Origin of the sequence: Chitinophaga skermanii, from assembly GCF_003259335.1 — a bacterium.
GTDB lineage: Bacteria > Bacteroidota > Bacteroidia > Chitinophagales > Chitinophagaceae > Chitinophaga > Chitinophaga skermanii.
Genome location: NZ_QLLL01000001.1, coordinates 453,322 through 469,316 on the forward strand (window position 1 = coordinate 453,322; position 15,995 = coordinate 469,316).

At 43.3% G+C, this 15,995-nt stretch carries 16 protein-coding genes; 7 read left to right on the plus strand and 9 right to left on the minus strand.

Annotated features, from left to right (window positions below; genetic code table 11):
• Positions 1-40: 40 nt before the first annotated feature.
• On the plus strand, positions 41-1,312 hold the full coding sequence (scpB, locus tag LX64_RS01865; protein WP_111595901.1) for an SMC-Scp complex subunit ScpB: 1,272 nt from the start codon (positions 41-43) through the stop codon (positions 1,310-1,312).
• A gap of 37 nt (positions 1,313-1,349) precedes the next feature.
• Here scpB and LX64_RS01870 read toward each other — a convergent pair whose 3' ends face one another.
• The 7 genes from LX64_RS01870 to pheT all read right to left on the minus strand — a co-directional run bounded on the left by LX64_RS01870 (position 1,350) and on the right by pheT (position 8,146).
• Positions 1,350-2,042: a TIGR04283 family arsenosugar biosynthesis glycosyltransferase gene (locus LX64_RS01870; protein ID WP_111595902.1), complete on the minus strand. Its 693-nt coding sequence runs from the start codon at positions 2,040-2,042 to the stop codon at positions 1,350-1,352.
• Positions 2,043-2,234: 192 nt separating this feature from the next.
• Positions 2,235-2,855 (minus strand): 3-keto-disaccharide hydrolase, encoded by a 621-nt coding sequence (locus LX64_RS01875; RefSeq protein ID WP_245952515.1) that lies wholly within the window; start codon positions 2,853-2,855, stop codon positions 2,235-2,237.
• 154 nt (positions 2,856-3,009) lie between these two features.
• A complete protein-coding gene (locus LX64_RS01880; RefSeq protein WP_111595903.1) occupies positions 3,010-3,288 on the minus strand; it encodes a hypothetical protein in 279 nt (92 codons plus the stop codon).
• 49 nt (positions 3,289-3,337) lie between these two features.
• Entirely contained in the window at positions 3,338-4,897 is a 1,560-nt protein-coding gene (rny, locus tag LX64_RS01885) for a ribonuclease Y (RefSeq protein ID WP_111595904.1), read from the minus strand.
• A gap of 198 nt (positions 4,898-5,095) precedes the next feature.
• Complete coding sequence (locus LX64_RS01890; protein ID WP_111596327.1) at positions 5,096-5,389, minus strand: cell division protein ZapA; 294 nt, start codon at positions 5,387-5,389, stop codon at positions 5,096-5,098.
• Between the two features lie 22 nt (positions 5,390-5,411).
• Complete coding sequence (locus LX64_RS01895) at positions 5,412-5,711, minus strand: hypothetical protein (RefSeq protein ID WP_111595905.1); 300 nt, start codon at positions 5,709-5,711, stop codon at positions 5,412-5,414.
• Entirely contained in the window at positions 5,711-8,146 is a 2,436-nt protein-coding gene (pheT, locus tag LX64_RS01900; RefSeq protein ID WP_111595906.1) for a phenylalanine--tRNA ligase subunit beta, read from the minus strand. The genes LX64_RS01895 and pheT overlap by 1 nt, the downstream gene beginning before the upstream one ends.
• 481 nt (positions 8,147-8,627) lie before the next feature.
• On the opposite strand from pheT, the gene dnaB reads away from it, so the two are divergent.
• The 5 genes from dnaB to LX64_RS01925 all read left to right on the plus strand — a co-directional run bounded on the left by dnaB (position 8,628) and on the right by LX64_RS01925 (position 13,341).
• The gene (gene dnaB / locus LX64_RS01905; protein WP_111595907.1) at positions 8,628-10,214 is read left to right on the plus strand and encodes a replicative DNA helicase; all 1,587 of its coding nucleotides are present in this window, start codon (positions 8,628-8,630) and stop codon (positions 10,212-10,214) included.
• Positions 10,215-10,334: 120 nt separating this feature from the next.
• A complete protein-coding gene (locus tag LX64_RS01910; RefSeq protein WP_111595908.1) occupies positions 10,335-11,690 on the plus strand; it encodes an MATE family efflux transporter in 1,356 nt (451 codons plus the stop codon).
• A gap of 74 nt (positions 11,691-11,764) precedes the next feature.
• A complete protein-coding gene (locus tag LX64_RS01915) occupies positions 11,765-12,478 on the plus strand; it encodes an RsmE family RNA methyltransferase (RefSeq protein WP_111595909.1) in 714 nt (237 codons plus the stop codon).
• Between the two features lie 167 nt (positions 12,479-12,645).
• Complete coding sequence (locus LX64_RS01920; RefSeq protein ID WP_111595910.1) at positions 12,646-12,951, plus strand: type II toxin-antitoxin system HigB family toxin; 306 nt, start codon at positions 12,646-12,648, stop codon at positions 12,949-12,951.
• A gap of 24 nt (positions 12,952-12,975) precedes the next feature.
• On the plus strand, positions 12,976-13,341 hold the full coding sequence (locus LX64_RS01925) for a helix-turn-helix domain-containing protein (RefSeq protein WP_111595911.1): 366 nt from the start codon (positions 12,976-12,978) through the stop codon (positions 13,339-13,341).
• A 54-nt stretch (positions 13,342-13,395) separates the two neighbouring features.
• On the opposite strand, the gene LX64_RS01930 is transcribed toward LX64_RS01925, so the two are convergent.
• Together LX64_RS01930 and LX64_RS01935 are read right to left on the minus strand one after the other, a co-directional pair.
• Positions 13,396-14,196 carry a TerC family protein gene (locus LX64_RS01930; protein ID WP_170132805.1) on the minus strand — a complete coding sequence of 267 codons (801 nt, stop codon included), beginning with the start codon at positions 14,194-14,196 and terminating at the stop codon, positions 13,396-13,398.
• Positions 14,197-14,251: 55 nt separating this feature from the next.
• Positions 14,252-15,280: a quinone-dependent dihydroorotate dehydrogenase gene (locus LX64_RS01935; protein WP_111595912.1), complete on the minus strand. Its 1,029-nt coding sequence runs from the start codon at positions 15,278-15,280 to the stop codon at positions 14,252-14,254.
• A 138-nt stretch (positions 15,281-15,418) separates the two neighbouring features.
• On the opposite strand from LX64_RS01935, the gene LX64_RS01940 reads away from it, so the two are divergent.
• The gene (locus tag LX64_RS01940; protein WP_111595913.1) at positions 15,419-15,964 is read left to right on the plus strand and encodes an RNA polymerase sigma-70 factor; all 546 of its coding nucleotides are present in this window, start codon (positions 15,419-15,421) and stop codon (positions 15,962-15,964) included.
• Positions 15,965-15,995 lie beyond the last annotated feature (31 nt).

Below are 15,995 nucleotides of genomic sequence, written 5' to 3' on the forward strand. Positions count from 1 at the left end.
ACCCGGTCTAAATCTTCTGAACCACTTATAATTCTAAATCATGGAAATTTCGCAACTCATTCCCCATGTAGAAGCTTTGATATTTGCCGGTGATCGACCATTACCCATGGCCGACATCGTAGAATTACTCAACAATGCCCTCGCATTCTTGGAAGATCGCGCTACTCCCGAACAAGTGGAAGCAGCGATCGACGCTATCAAGGAAAAATATAGCAGCGAATTTTATGCATTCGAAATACGCGAAAGCGGCGGTGGATATCAATTCTTAACGAAAAAAGAATACTACCAAACCGTAGCCCAATTAAATGGTGAAAAGTTCCTAAAACGCTTATCTACTGCCGCTTTGGAAACTTTAGCCATTGTAGCTTACCGCCAACCCATCTCGAAAGGTGAAATTGAACACATCCGCGGCGTAAGCACCGATTATTCCATCCAAAAACTCCTAGAGAAAGACTTAATCGTTATCTCCGGCAGAAGCGAAGATTTACCCGGTAAACCCCTCTTATACAGCACTTCTAAAGCATTTATGGACTATTTCGGGCTCAATTCCCCGAACGACCTCCCCAAGCTCAAAGAAGTGTTCGAGGAAGAATATATTCAACCCACTCTCCTCAACGAAAACGGCGAAGCCATCCCGGCCGATGCCGTATCGGAAGAGGATGAAGGACGTTTTGTGGTATCCAACAACGGCGAACTCCAAATCGAACCCAACACTGTTCAACTCGACGATCCCGACGCCACCGGCTTTGCCACGCTAAAAATCGATGAAGAAGGTATACAACCCCAAAACATCGAAGATGTCATCGAAGAAATGGAAGTAAAACAAATCTGGGGCAACGAAGACGAAGCAGATGCCGACAGCGATACCGAACTCGAAGAGTTCGAACGCATGCCGGAAGAAGCTGAACAAGAAGAAGCTGCCGATGACCAAGACGATGAAGAGGAAGAAGAAAACCGCGAAGACGACGAAGAACACATGATCGACGATCAAGAAGATGAAGATGAAGACAGCGAAGGCCTCAACAACAGCATCATCCGCCCCGAACCTAAAGGCGACGGCGATGATGAAGAAATGGACGAAGAAGAATTCGAAGAAGCCGAAGCCGAAGAAGAGGACGAAGATGATGATGATGACGAAGAAGACGAGGATGATGATGATATCGAAGTAGGAGAAGACGGTGAAGGCTATGAACTAGATGAAGACGATGATGATGATGATGACTTTGACGACGACGACGAAGAAGAAGAAGATGATGATGATGATGAGGAGGATGAGGAAGACGACGATGAAGAAGACAAAAAATCCAAATAAGCATATAACCAATGCCGGTGCTCCAACGCCGGCATTTTTATTTTACGTGTACAATCCGCTTATACATCGCAATAATCTTCTCTTGCGAGTATCCCATTCTATATAAGCACAATACAATAATATTGGCAGCCTGTACCCGCAGGTAATTTTTAGCATCGTATTTCTTGGTAGAAGCGATAACTGCCGTAGGTAAAACAATAAACTTAAAGTACTGCTTACCCCGGCGAAGCAACTCGAAATCTTCCATAATCTTAGTTTCGCCGTTATAGCCATTTAGCTGCTCAAATACAGGACGTTTAATAAAGAGCGTTTGTCGCCCGGCATTGCTATACAAAGCGCTAAAACGACTTAAAAATGCCCCTAAACGGGGGAATATGCGGTTGGTTTTGTACTTAAACCGGAAACAGCCCATATCGTGTTGCTCTTTGATGGCGAGCATAATCTCGCGGGCGTAGGTGGGGTGAATACGAATTTCTGGGTGTAAGAATAGGAAGATATCGCCTTGAGCCAAGGCGGCGCCGTAGTTCATCTGTGCTGAACGGCCTTTAATGGGCGACTGTAAAGCGCGTGCCCCCATCGATTGGGCAATGGTTAAAGTTTGGTCGGTACTTCCACCATCTACCACTATCAAATCACATATATGCGGCGAACGTTCTGCAAGAAGATCTTGTACCAGTAACCCTATATTAGCCGCATTATTATATGTGGGTATGATAATGCTGATTGTCATGCGTATAGTGTTATGCGTTGCCCTCCTTATTAGAAACAGCCGCGTAGTAAACGTTTTTGCATTACCACGCGGCTGTATTTTATTTTCGGGCGAATTCGGTTAATCCAAAGTATATACTAGACTATACGCTTTTTGGATTCCGAATGTTGTAAATTATCACAGATTTACACGTTCGTGTTATATCTAATGCGTTTACAATTCTACGATACTCAAATTCTTCCAACGAACTTTAATGCCGCCACCAGAGTGGATTTGCAAAGCAATCTGGCCATCGATAGAACCAATTTTCTCATCATCTAACGTAATCATCTCGTGACCATTCAAATAGGTCGTAACATTGTTACCTTTCACACGTACTTTCATCGTATTCCATTCACCCATTTTCAAGTACTTGTCTTTTTCAGGTGCCGGTTTAATTAACCAACCACGACCATAAGATTCGTAAATACCGCCGGTAGCCATATTAGGAGGCGCCACTTCAGCTTGCCAACCTGCTACGGTAGTACCTTTAATAGAAGAGTGGAAAAACACCCCGCTATTACCGTTAGCTTCTTGTTTAAAGTCAACAGTTAACTCGAAATCTTTGTACTTGTTATTCGTACCGAGGTAACCATATTCTTTATCTGGACCACTTTCACAGATCAATTCACCTTTCTCTACATACCATTTTTCGGTACCGTAAACAGTCCACCCGGTTAAATCTTTACCATTAAATAATTTTGTTTTCTTCTGTGCATTAGCGTTGAACGAAAGCAATGCAATTGCGGAGATGCAGAGCGCTTGCTTTACCATTTGTGGAATGGTTTTTCTCATAATCGGAATTTTAATTTTTGCTTTTGTGATATAAAATATTGGCAAGTAGGTAAGATAATATTTTACCCCAGCATCTTCAAGAATTGTGGATTAACGGTAAAGAAGTCGAAAGTAAATACCCACCTACTACACTAAAATATTAGCTGCCATTGCCTTAGAATAGAATAATTACCACCACATAAATACAATCATCAACCTGTGATGAATGCACCCAAACAACAAACTCCCCCCAGCAAAGCCCCCAATGCCCTTCACCACAGTAGCACCACCGCCTAATCAACATCCCGATAAAACGGCGACGCAGTCTTTCGCCGTTTTTCCTCCTTTCTTTGGTTACTTTCTTTGGAGAAGCAAAGAAAGTAACAAATAGGATAATAGCTATTAACACAACCCCGCCGCCAGCACAGGAAACCAAAAAAAAAGGCCATCTCATACGAGACAGCCTTTTACAAAAAAAAGAATTTATATAGCACCCGCCAGGCCTACCTAGCAACATTCACCGCTCTACGTTCGCGGATCACCGTTACTTTAATCTGGCCAGGGTATTGCATTTCAGTTTGAATCTTATTAGCGATTTCGAAAGATAAACGATCTGCATCAGCATCTGTTACTTTTTCGCTTTCAACGATCACGCGGAGTTCGCGGCCGGCTTGGATAGCGTAAGCTTTCTCAACACCATCGTAAGATGTAGCTAAGTTTTCCAAGTCTTTGATACGTTGTAAATAGCTTTGCATGATTTCGCGGCGAGCACCTGGGCGAGCACCGGAAATAGCATCACAAGCTTGAACGATCGGGGAAATAACGTATTGCATTTCCATCTCGTCGTGGTGGGCACCAATAGCGTTTACAACGGCAGGGTGTTCACCATATTTTTCAGCCAATTTAGCACCGAGTAAGGCGTGGCTTAATTCTGTTTCTTCATCTGGCACTTTACCAATATCGTGGAGTAAACCGGCACGTTTAGCGAGTTTAGGGTTTAAGCCTAATTCTGCGGCCATTACAGCACAAAGGTTGGCAGTTTCTTTCGAGTGCATAAGCAAGTTCTGGCCATAAGATGAACGGAAACGCATCTTACCAACCATACGAACTAACTCTTTATGTAAACCATGGATACCGAGTTCGATCACAGTTCTCTCACCGATTTCCATTACTTGTTCTTCTAATTGACGTTTTGTTTTGTCAACCACCTCTTCGATACGTGCTGGGTGGATACGACCATCTTGCACCAAGCGTTGCAACGATAAACGGGCGATCTCGCGGCGTAATGGGTCGAATGACGATAATACGATTGCTTCCGGGGTATCATCAACGATCAAGTCAACACCCGTAGCAGCTTCAATGGCACGGATATTTCTACCTTCACGACCGATAATTTGGCCTTTGATTTCATCACTTTCCAAGTTGAAAACGGTGATAGCGTTTTCAATGGTTTGTTCAGCGGCGGTACGTTGAATAGATTGGATAATGATTTTCTTCGCTTCTTTATTGGCTTTGAGTTTCGCGTCTTCGATAATATCTTGGATATGTACCATTGCGCGGGAGCGAGCTTCTTCTTTGAGTGATTCGATGAGTTGAGCACGCGCTTCTTCCGCAGTTAAAGCAGCCACCTTTTCCAGTTTACGGATATGTTCTTCTTGGTGTTTCTCTAACTCGGAACGTTTGATATTAACAAGTTCAATTTGGCGATTGAGGTTTTCTTTAATCGCTTCGTTTTCAGATTGTTGCTTTTGAAGTTGTTCTTGTTTTTGATTGTAGGATTGCTCTTTTTGTTTTACGCGGTTTTCTGCCTCTGCTACTTTCTGGTTACGTTGTAAAACTTCTTTCTCGTGTTCACTTTTTAATTGGATGAACTTCTCTTTCGCCTCTAACATGCGGTCTTTCTTGATGTTTTCGGCTGTCACTTGCGCATCAGCTACAATCTTTTTTGCTTGTGCTTCTGCATCATCTATTTTTTGCTGGGTGTTTTTAGCAAATATTATCTTTCCTAAGAAAATACCTGCTACTAATGCCACTACTGCAGCTATAGCTATTGCAATTTCCATACTTGAATTTTATGTGATTTATATAAACGCTCCCTGGGCCATCTTGCGCCAATGTGCATAACTGGGTCGAGAGCCGACCCGCGAAAATACAAAAAATTGGGAGTAAATGCCAGGATCGTTATGATAATGAATAATTTATAAGCGCCAATTTTAACGCTGGGGCTTTTTTTTAATGGAAACCAATAGGTTAGTTATACACTATCCTAATTGGGAATTTAACAATTGTTCTAGGTGTTCTAGTTTTTCTTTTAGTAAGGGAGAAGTGCTGGCTTGGGCTTTACCCGCACTGGTTACAGGATGAGTAGCGTACATGATGAGTGCCATGGCTATAAAGTCCTGCATATCTTTCCCGGCATATGCTGTTTTAAATTCAATAATTTTCTCATTCACTTCTTTCATGATGCGTCTAACATCTTCTTCCTCCTCCGGCTTAATCTTAATGCGGTAGGCACGGTCGGCTACGACTATGTTAATGGGAATTAATGGGTCCATAGTGATGATCCGTTGTTTGGTGTTAGGCACTTAATAGTGCAATGCATCGGTCGATTTCGCGGATATATTCGTTGATTTTACCGCGGATTTCTTTCTTAAATGCTTCATCGTCGGCTGAACGATGTTGCGCGGCATTCGCGATGGCAGCGGTTTTCAGTTTACTTTCCATGTCTTCTAGCGCCTTGTATTGCAGTTGAATCTCTTGTTCCTGGCTTTCTACTTGTTCTTTAAGCAATACATTTTCAGCTTGAACCTGCTGCATCTTTTTCAGCAGCAGGCCCAGCTTATCTTCTATTCTTTGTATGTACTGATCGATTTCCATTATTTGCGAATGATCGCTTGCAATTGGGTTTCGTATGTTTTCACCAATTTATCCATTACCGCGTCGATTTCCTTATCGGTTAAGGTTTTTTGCGTATCTAAGAAGGTGAAGCTTACCGCGTACGACTTCTTATTTGCGCCCAATTTCTCACTTTCAAAAACGTCGAACAGGTTAATTTGTTGCAAAAGGTTGGATTTTACCGCTTTAGTAGCTGCTTCTACGGCTGCGAATGATACCGACCTGTCGAGCACCAAGGCCAAATCTCTACGTACAGCAGGGAATTTCGGGATTTCAACGTAGAATTTCTCTGTCTTCTGTAAGAGAGAAATTACTTCATCCCAATAAATATCTGCGTACCAAACGGCCGGTTTGATGTCGAATGCTTTCAATTTTGCTGCTGAAACACTACCCAATACAGCCACCACTTTGTTCTTTACCTTAATCTCGTAAGGTTGCTGTAAATCGGCGTGGGTTGCCTCGGCCCAGCTCATATTACCCAATCCCAGCTGCGTTAAAATGTTAATAACATAGCCCTTCAAGAAGTAAAAATCAACCGGCTGTGCCTTGTACATATACGTTTCTGGTAATTTATTACCCGTTAAGTACAATGCCAAATGGTGCGTTTCAACATAATCACCTACCGCCTTTTGCAAGTAAGTTTTACCGAATTCGAAAAACAATAAATCGTCATTCTTACGGTTCAAGTTGAAGGTAATACGCTCTAAGCCTGTTTCCAGCATAGATGGGCGCAATACATCCAACTCGTTGGTTAAACTGTTGATCATTTTCACGGTCGTAGCTTGCACTTCCGGCGTGAAATATTGGCTGTTTGTAATTGAGTTGGTGAAAATTTCATTGAAACCATTGCCCGCTAAGTAATCGGCGATTTTTTCTTTTACTCTTTCCCTATCTGGATTGGCTGCAATCGAAGGAGCAATGCTAATGGTAGTAGGGATCGGAACATTGTTCAATCCATCTATTCTCAACACTTCTTCCACGATGTCGGCCGGGATCGAAATATCTGTCTTGTGATAAGGCACCGAAAGTTTCAATGTAGCCCCATCATTTTCCAATACCTCGAATCCCAATGCTTCTAATATACGAATAACTTTCGCGGGTTCATAGGTATGACCGCTTAATTTATTGATATAAGCAAATGTTACGCTCACTTCCACCTTTGCTTTCGGCACAGGGTATACATCCGTAACGCCGGCAGCCATTTGGCCACCACCCAATTCACAAATCAAGGCTGCTGCACGTTCTAAAGCGAATTTCACGTTGGAAATATCCACACCTTTCTCGAACCTAACAGCCGCATCGGTACGTAAACCGTGGCGGAGAGAAGTTCTACGGATACCACCGGCAGCGAAAAGAGCACTTTCCAAGAAAATGGTGGTTGTACTTTCTTTTACACCCGAGTTGAAGCCGCCGAATACACCGGCAATACAAAGCGGGGTGCTGTCGCCATCACAAATCATCAAATCACCTTCGTCGAGTGTACGTTCTTTCTCGTCTAAGGTTACAAACGGGGTACCTGTTGGCAAGTTCTTCACACGAATGGTGTTGCCTTTTACTTTGGCAGCATCGAAGGCGTGTAAAGGCTGGCCCGTTTCGTGTAATACGAAGTTGGTAATGTCTACAATGTTGTTAATAGCACGGATGCCAATTGCTTGTAACTTGTCTTTCAACCATTTAGGTGATTCGGTTACGGTTACACCGGTAATGGTGGTACCGCAATAACGAGGACAAGCCGCTTCGTTTTCTACAACAATATCGATATGCAAAGGAGTGCTAGCGGTAGTGCCTGCTGTGAAAGCAGGGGCTACTACGCGGTAGCTTTTATTTTCGTCGTTATGATTGCTGAGGTACGAGCAAATATCTCTTGCTACACCCATGTGGCTCATGGCGTCCATGTGGTTAGGCGTTAAGCCGATTTCGAAGATGTAATCTTGTGCCGGTTGGAAGATATCGGCAGCAGGGGTACCTGGTACAAGGGCTGGGTCGAGCACCATAATACCGGCATGGGAAGCACCCAAGCCTACTTCATCTTCTGCGCAGATCATGCCGTTACTTTCTTCACCGCGGATCTTGGCTTTCTTCATGGTTAAAGGTTCGCCGCTGGCTGGGTAAATGGTAGTGCCGATGGGGGCAACTACTACTTTCTGACCGGCAGCTACGTTAGGAGCGCCGCAAACAATGGCGAGCGGTTCGCCGCTACCGATATTTACCTTGGTAAGATTGAGTTTATCCGCATTGGGGTGTTTTTCTACAGACAACACCTCGCCGATCACGAGACCGGCCAAGCTGCCTTTCACGCTTTCAAACTTTTCCAAGCTTTCCACTTCAAGGCCAATACTTGTTAAAATCACGGAAAGTTCTTCCGGTGTTGGTTTTACCGGTAAATAATCACATAACCAATTGTACGAAATCGTCATTTGCTTCCTTGTATTATTTCGGCCAAGGTATTACACCAAGGCTTTTACATTTTTTAAATCAATTAAATTGTACCACCTTTGTAGGCTCTTCAGCCACCTAAAAATGTGCGTAAAGTTAACAACTTCTGTAGAAGGAGCATGGGTAATTTATTGTAAACTGCCTATAAAAATCTTTTTACACATTATTTGTGAATAATCGGACATTTGTGGTGAATTGAGGTTGCTGAATGTGAATAAACTGTTTTAGATTGGTGGATAACTGGCAAAATGCTGTTATTAACCATGTGAAAACGGGGCTAATAAATATAATACTGCGTGAATTTGTAATAGTTCTAAAATGCCGTTACCTTAGTTTTCCGGCCCAAAAAATGACTATTTCCGAGAATGTGCGGTTAAAAAATTTAGCCTAATTGTGTCAAACGTAATGTGCAGGCCCATCCAGTAACCATCTTTAATTAACTTTTTTAAGCGTTTGCTATAAATGGATTTGAATCTAAAGAAAGACCGCAATGTACGTAGGAAGCCATCGGTGGATATTTCCACTATGGTGTACGGCAAGGTACCCCCGCAATCGAAAGAACTGGAAGAGGCTGTATTGGGTGCGGTTATGCTGGAGAAAGGCGCTTTCGACTCCGTAATCGAGATTTTAAAGCCCGAATGTTTTTATGTAGAAGCAAACCAAAAAGTATTTTCAGCGATGACGCGCTTAGCCGCGAAATCGATGCCGGTAGATATCCTAACCGTTGTAGAAGAACTTAAGTCAAGCGGCGAGCTTGAAATGATTGGCGGCCCGTTCTATGTAACGAAGCTTACCAACATGGTTGTTTCTTCCGCCAACATCGAAGCACACGCGCGTATCGTTCTCCAAAAATTCATCCAACGCGAACTTATCCGCATTTCCGGTGAAATCATTTCCGAGTCGTATGAAGATACGGCCGATGTATTCGATTTGCTCGATGCTGCCGAATCGAAACTCTTCGAAATCACCAATAATCACCTTCGTAAAAACTATGATTCTATCGACCGCGTATTGGTAAACACCATTAAGCGTATCGAAGATCTACGTAACAAGGGAGAAGACATGACAGGTGTTCCTTCAGGCTTCCCATCCCTTGATAAAATTACATACGGCTGGCAGCCAACGGATTTAATCATCATCGCGGCCCGTCCTTCTGTAGGTAAAACCGCCTTCGCTTTGAACCTAGCGCGTAACGCCGCCCTTCACCCCAAACATGGTAAAGGTGCAGCGATCTTCTCGCTGGAGATGTCGAGCGGGCAAATCGTTATGCGTATTCTTTCCGCCGAATCAGAGATCAAACTCGAAAAAATCTCGCGTGGTAAGCTGGAAGAGTACGAAATGAAGAAGTTAATGACCCATGGTATCGAACGCCTGGCGAAGGCACCCATTTTCGTGGACGATACCCCGGCCCTCAATATCTTCGAGCTACGTGCTAAATGCCGTAGGCTTGTACATAACCACGGTGTGGGTATCATCATTATCGACTACTTACAGCTAATGTCTGGCTCCGCCGATGGCAAAAACTCGAACCGTGAACAGGAGATTTCCAAAATCTCCCGCGATCTGAAAGGGTTGGCCAAGGAATTACAAGTGCCCGTTATTGCACTTTCCCAGCTTAGCCGTGATGTGGAAAAACGTAAAGATGGTAACAAAATGCCCCAGTTGAGTGACTTACGTGAATCGGGTGCCATTGAACAAGATGCCGACATGGTTATGTTCTTGTACCGCCCCGAATACTACGAAATCACCACCAACGAAATGGGTGAATCCAATAAAGGTGAAACCCACGTCCGCATCGCGAAACACCGTAATGGTCAGCTCGATACCGTGAAGCTCCGTGCCGTTCTTGAATTCCAACGCTTCGAAGACGACGGTTTCGTTGATGGTAACGGCCCTAGCGGTGGTCCTGGTTCCAGCCCGTTTGCAGGCATGAACAAAGGTCGTGGTGAAATGGGTGGTAATGATGAAGCGAAACTTTATATCCAAAAGGGTTCGAAGATGAACGATATGGACTTTGGAGACGACGGGTTTGGAGATGCCCCGTTCTAATCCTTTCAACAATATTTGAAAGCCAGCAACCTCCACGGTGCTGGCTTTTTTTATGCGTATCAAAACAATCGTGGAAAATTGATGGATGAATTTTATTAGACAGGCTATTAACCACTGCTTATGAAAACAATGTTAACCAAGTACAAAGGTTATTACCGGGATAATTTCCAACTGGCTTTCCCAGTTGTGATTTCCCAATTAGGCCACACGCTCGTGGCTTTATCAGATAGTATCATTATCGGGCATGCCGGTAAGGTACCCTTGGCGGCCGTTGCCTTGGGGAATAGCATGTTTACCACTTTTATGGTGGCAGGTATTGGTATGTCGTACGGCTTAACTCCTTTAATTGCACAAGAAAATGGTCGTGGTAACCGTGCCCGTTGTGGTCGATTACTCGCCCATAGCTTATTGATTAACATGGTGGTGGCGATGTTATTGTTTTCGGTGATTTACTTGTTATCGAACCATATCGACATACTAAAGCAAAGCGAGGATGTTGCCCGCGAAGCGAAGCCCTTCTTGCGTTACTTGGCATTTTCGTTTATACCCTTAATGGTGTACCTCACCTTCAAGCAGTTCGCGGAAGGGTTGGGCTTTACGCGGCAGGCGATGAATATTAGCATTGTGGGTAACGTGCTGAATATTTTGCTGGGTATTACCTTGGTATATGGCTTATTCGGTTTGCCTAAAATGGGCGTAGTAGGGGTTGGTATTGCCACCTTTACCGATCGCTTATTAATGGGTATTACCATGGCCTATTATGTATTAAGTGCACCGAGGTTCAAAGCATATTTGAAAACCTTTAGCTTCAACCGTATACAGGGTGCTATTTTAAAGAAGATTGCCGGTTTGGGTACGCCCGTGGCTTTGCAATATATCTTCGAGGTAAGTGCTTTTGGCGGCGCAGCGATTATGGTGGGCTGGATTGGGTCGACCGAATTAGCGGCACACCAGGTAGCATTAAGCTTAGCGGCCATGACCTACATGATGGCCAGTGGTATATCTGCTGCGGCGGGTATTAAAAGCGGTAACAACTTCGGTAGGAAGAACTTTACCGAACTGCGGATGTCGGCCATTGCTAGCTATCACTTAGTGTTAGTATTAATGAGCTTCTGCGCCCTTATTTTCCTTATCGGCAACCAAATATTACCGGCCTTTTACATCGATGATCCGGCAGTAATTCAATGCGCTTCGGGATTATTAATTATCGCGGCGGTGTTCCAGTTATTTGATGGTACACAGGTAGTAGGTTTGGGTGTGTTAAGGGGGTTGGGTGATGTGAAATTACCGACCTTAATTACACTGGTAGCTTATTGGGTGATAGGATTGCCTTTAGGCTACGTGTTAGGCTGGAAAATGGGTATGGGTGTAAGCGGCATTTGGTGGGGCTTAACGCTTGGCTTGATGGTGGCTTCGCTCTTGTTATTCTTCCGGTTCCATGTACGAACAAAGCAGCTGGAAGCAGCGAATAAATAAGGTAGTTTTTGCGGTGCGGGTAGTGATACCCGCACTTTTTTTTATTGCACGGGCTATTTGTTATTTTTGCGGCAATGGAACTACCGGTATTTTACGCAAAAGAACTACAAGCCGCACAAAGTCAATACACGATGGATGAACCCACTTCGAAGTATTGTGTGCAAGTATTACGCAAAACCATAGGCGATCACGTATTGCTAACCGATGGCAACGGCAGTAAATACGAAGCCGAAATTATCGACGATCACCGTAAACGTTGCGTGCTTAACATTCTTAACGTAACAACTGTTCCCCCTTCACATCCCCAACTCACCATTGCCATTGCCTTTACAAAGAACGCTTCCCGTATTGAATGGTTCCTGGAAAAAGCCGTGGAAATAGGTGTGCAAAACATCATTCCACTCATCACCCACAGAACCGAAAAAGAAAAGCTTAAAGTAGAGCGCTTGGAAAGTATCTTGGTAAGTGCCATGCTACAATCCCAACAAAGCTTCATTACCAAGCTAGCGCCTGCTACTACCTTTAACGAGTTGGTACAATCCTGCACTATTTCCCAGAAGTTTATTGCTCACTGCTTACCCGAAAGCAAACAATTCCTGTTACACGTGGTAAAACCAGCCGAAGATGCCATTATCCTCATTGGCCCGGAAGGCGACTTTACACCACAAGAAATTGAGTTGGCTTTACAACAACAATTCACACCCGTGTCGTTAGGGAATACCCGCTTGCGTACGGAAACAGCCGGTGTTGTAGCGGCTACTTTATTGGCAGCGAAGAATGTGGAGTAATTTCTAATACAAGTCGGATTAAAAAGTTGTTTTACAATTGTTTTTATGTGTTTACAATTGTGAACAAACTTTTATTTTTGTGAATTAATGATTACTTTCATGAAAGTATTGTTCGTACTAAGCATGTAAAAATTATAAAACAATTTTTCAGGCTTAAACGATATAGTATGAGAGTAATCTCTAAAGAGAGGGTAAATGCTTTTTCAAAGAAACATTCAAGGGCTTTAATTCCTTTGAATGATTTGTGGTACAAATTGACAAAAATGAATTTTTCTTCTTTTAATGAATTAAAGGAAGTTTTTTCAACAGTAGATTTTATTGGAGAGGATCGTTTTGTATTCAATGTAGGAGGAAATAAGTTTAGACTAATTGCTATGATCTTTTTTAAAAGGCGATTGGTTTACATCCGTGGAATCTTTACTCATCGAGAGTACGATGAATTATGTAAATCAAATAGCTTATTAACCTTATGATGTTGAATTTGTAAAAAACTAAAAATGGAACATATTACTTCAAAGAAAATGTATCACGAAACGATGGCTGAAATCGAAGCGATTATGGCCAAAGGATCCGCAAATCTTACACCTGAAGATGATGAAAAGTTGGACAGATTATCAGAGGCAGTAGAAATATGGGAGGCTAAACATTATCCAATGCCAATGAAACCTGATTTTAAAACTGTAATCTATCATGTGATGATTACAAATGGTTTTAATCAAACGCAACTTTCAGAAGAGTTACGAATCTCTAAAGCTTATTTATCAGGGCTATTAAAAGGAAGCAAAAATCCTAATTTGGATATTGTAAAAAGCTTGCATAACCGGTTCCATTTAGACGGCAATATGCTTTTAGATTGTGTATAAGTAACAAAAAAAGCCCATCTTCCGATGAGCTTTTTCTAATGTATTGCACAATAATTATGGTTTCAAGTCTGTATCCTCCAATTGCGGTTCGCGCAATTTAACTGGAGGGGCTGTTTTCTTGCGTACACGCATGTTCAATATTTCTACGAGGAACGAGAAGGCCATTGCGAAATACACGTAGTTTTTCAAGTGTAAGTCGTGGGCACGTTCTGCATCCCAACCTTCCACGATTAAGATCGCTCCCACCATTACCAAGAACGATAAGGCCAACATTTTTAATGTAGGGTGCTTGTGGATAAAGTTGCTGATTTGTGCGGCAAACAAGAACATTACGAACATCGCGATTATTACGGCGATGATCATAATATCGGTGTGTTTCGCTAAACCTACGGCCGTAATGATACTGTCGAAAGAGAACACAAGGTCGATCATGATGATTTGTGTTACCACTTTGGCCATGGAATTAGAGGCTTTGCTTTTGCCGTCGCCGCTTACGTGGGTATCTTCTTCACCTTCTAATTTGTGGTGAATTTCCATGGTTGTTTTCACGAGGAGGAACAAACCACCGCCCAACATGATGAGGTCGCGCAAGCTGAGGCCATTGCCGAAGATGGTGAAAAGCGGTTGCGTGGCTTTCACAATTTGGCCGATGAATAATAGGAGGATGATGCGGGTAATGATACCGAATACCATCCAAAGTTTACGGGCTGTTTTCCGTTTTTCTTCGGGTAAGCGGTTCATAACGATCGACACGAAAATAACGTTGTCGATACCGAGGACTACTTCCATCAATATAAGGGTGAGCAAGCTAATGAGCGAGTCGACCGTTAATAGATGGCTAATGTCGAAGTTCATGGTGTGTTTTGTTAACTGTAATTGTTAGGTGATATAAATGCGCAATCAATAAAATTTATGATCTCCTAAGGCCGGCACAGATCTTCTTCACAATAGCAGGACCTTCATAGATGAAGCCGGTGTACACTTGAACGAGGGCAGCGCCTGCATCCAGTTTTTCTTGGGCGTCGGCAGCTGTGAAAATTCCACCAACGGCGATGATGGGAATTTGCCCGTTTGAATGTTTGTGAATGTAGCGAATGACTTCGGTGGCTTTCTCTTTCACCGGTAGGCCGCTTAACCCGCCTGCGCCAATCTCCTCTAATGTGGCAGCAGGTGTTTTTAAACCTTCGCGGCTGATGGTGGTATTGGTAGCCACGATCCCAGCCAGCTTAGTTTCCGATACAATTTCAATAATATCATCGAGCTGCTCGGTGGTTAAATCGGGCGCTATCTTTAATAAAATAGGTTTTGGCTTTATTTTCTGTGCATTCAACGTTTGCAAGTGGTGGAGCAATTGTTTTAATGGCTCTTTCTCTTGCAAAGCACGCAAACCGGGTGTATTGGGTGAACTTACATTCACTACAAAGTAATCTACCACGTCGAATAAAGCATGGAAGCCTTTTTCGTAATCGCTTACTGCTTCTTCGTTGGGCGTTACCTTGTTTTTACCGATGTTACCACCTACAATGATGTTCGATTTGCGGTTGAGCAAACGTTTTGCTGCTGCGGGTGCACCTTCGTTATTAAAGCCCATGCGGTTAATCAACGCGCCATCTTCCGGTAAACGGAATAAGCGGGGAAGATCGTTCCCAGGTTGTGCAAGGGGCGTTACTGTTCCAATTTCTACGAAACCGAATCCCAATTGTGCCAATTCATCAATATACTTAGCATCCTTATCAAAGCCGGCAGCAAGGCCCACCGGGTTGCTAAACTTCAAGTCAAATAACTCTTTTTCCAAGCCTGTAACATTCGGCTTACAAAAAGCGCTTATAATAGACTTACCAAATGGCACATTGTGCACAAATTTCAGGCCACGCATTACGCCGTGGTGAATGCTTTCAGGTTGAAAGCCGAACAGTATTTTTTTAATTAACGAGTACATGAGTGATGCAAAGATAAAGTTTCAGCATCACACTTTTATGCGGCATAAAGGAATACTATTGCGTAAATTAAATTATATGTTTATAATGGATTTCCATGGAGGTTTGCATAGAAGCCCATATTTTTACACGTAACTATTATGTTGACAATACAAGAGTTTGAACATATTTTTAAAACACAGCACCATGGCTGTATAGCGTTTGCTACGCAATACACCGGCGACCCCCACGTGGCCGAAGAGGTGGTGCAACTTGTATTTACCCAGCTCTGGGAGAAACGTAGTACAATAGATATCCAAGGCACGCCAAAATCCTATCTACTCGGCGCCATACGCAATACCGCCATCAGCCACTGGCGTAAACAGCAGGTGCGCAACCAAAAAGAAACCGATTTTGGGCAGTCGCAATCCCAAGCCGCAGATATGCCCGCCTTTGCACGCGATCTTGAAAATATGCTCCAGCTAGCCCTACAAAAACTCCCGGAACGCTGCCGGGAAGTGTTTGTGCTTAGCCGGCAACAGCACCTCAAGTACGCCGAAATTGCCGACACAATGGGCATATCTATCAAAACCGTGGAAAACCAAATGGGAAAAGCCCTCAAAATTTTACACGAAGAACTAAAGGAATTTTTACCCCTTATCTTGTTGCTATTATCTGCCGGGAAAGGACACCACCAATTTTTTTAACGCTTTTTTAACGGGTGTAGGGGGAAGGCTA

Bases quoted from the DNA above. Each gene is read 5' to 3' on its own strand.
- scpB (WP_111595901.1), top strand. From the start codon at position 41: ATGGAAATTTCGCAACTCATTCCCCATGTAGAAGCTTTGATATTTGCC.
- LX64_RS01870 (WP_111595902.1), bottom strand. From the start codon at position 2,042: ATGACAATCAGCATTATCATACCCACATATAATAATGCGGCTAATATA.
- LX64_RS01875 (WP_245952515.1), bottom strand. From the start codon at position 2,855: ATGAGAAAAACCATTCCACAAATGGTAAAGCAAGCGCTCTGCATCTCC.
- LX64_RS01880 (WP_111595903.1), bottom strand. From the start codon at position 3,288: ATGAGATGGCCTTTTTTTTTGGTTTCCTGTGCTGGCGGCGGGGTTGTG.
- rny (WP_111595904.1), bottom strand. From the start codon at position 4,897: ATGGAAATTGCAATAGCTATAGCTGCAGTAGTGGCATTAGTAGCAGGT.
- LX64_RS01890 (WP_111596327.1), bottom strand. From the start codon at position 5,389: ATGGACCCATTAATTCCCATTAACATAGTCGTAGCCGACCGTGCCTAC.
- LX64_RS01895 (WP_111595905.1), bottom strand. From the start codon at position 5,711: ATGGAAATCGATCAGTACATACAAAGAATAGAAGATAAGCTGGGCCTG.
- pheT (WP_111595906.1), bottom strand. From the start codon at position 8,146: ATGACGATTTCGTACAATTGGTTATGTGATTATTTACCGGTAAAACCA.
- dnaB (WP_111595907.1), top strand. From the start codon at position 8,628: ATGGATTTGAATCTAAAGAAAGACCGCAATGTACGTAGGAAGCCATCG.
- LX64_RS01910 (WP_111595908.1), top strand. From the start codon at position 10,335: ATGAAAACAATGTTAACCAAGTACAAAGGTTATTACCGGGATAATTTC.
- LX64_RS01915 (WP_111595909.1), top strand. From the start codon at position 11,765: ATGGAACTACCGGTATTTTACGCAAAAGAACTACAAGCCGCACAAAGT.
- LX64_RS01920 (WP_111595910.1), top strand. From the start codon at position 12,646: ATGAGAGTAATCTCTAAAGAGAGGGTAAATGCTTTTTCAAAGAAACAT.
- LX64_RS01925 (WP_111595911.1), top strand. From the start codon at position 12,976: ATGGAACATATTACTTCAAAGAAAATGTATCACGAAACGATGGCTGAA.
- LX64_RS01930 (WP_170132805.1), bottom strand. From the start codon at position 14,196: ATGAACTTCGACATTAGCCATCTATTAACGGTCGACTCGCTCATTAGC.
- LX64_RS01935 (WP_111595912.1), bottom strand. From the start codon at position 15,280: ATGTACTCGTTAATTAAAAAAATACTGTTCGGCTTTCAACCTGAAAGC.
- LX64_RS01940 (WP_111595913.1), top strand. From the start codon at position 15,419: ATGTTGACAATACAAGAGTTTGAACATATTTTTAAAACACAGCACCAT.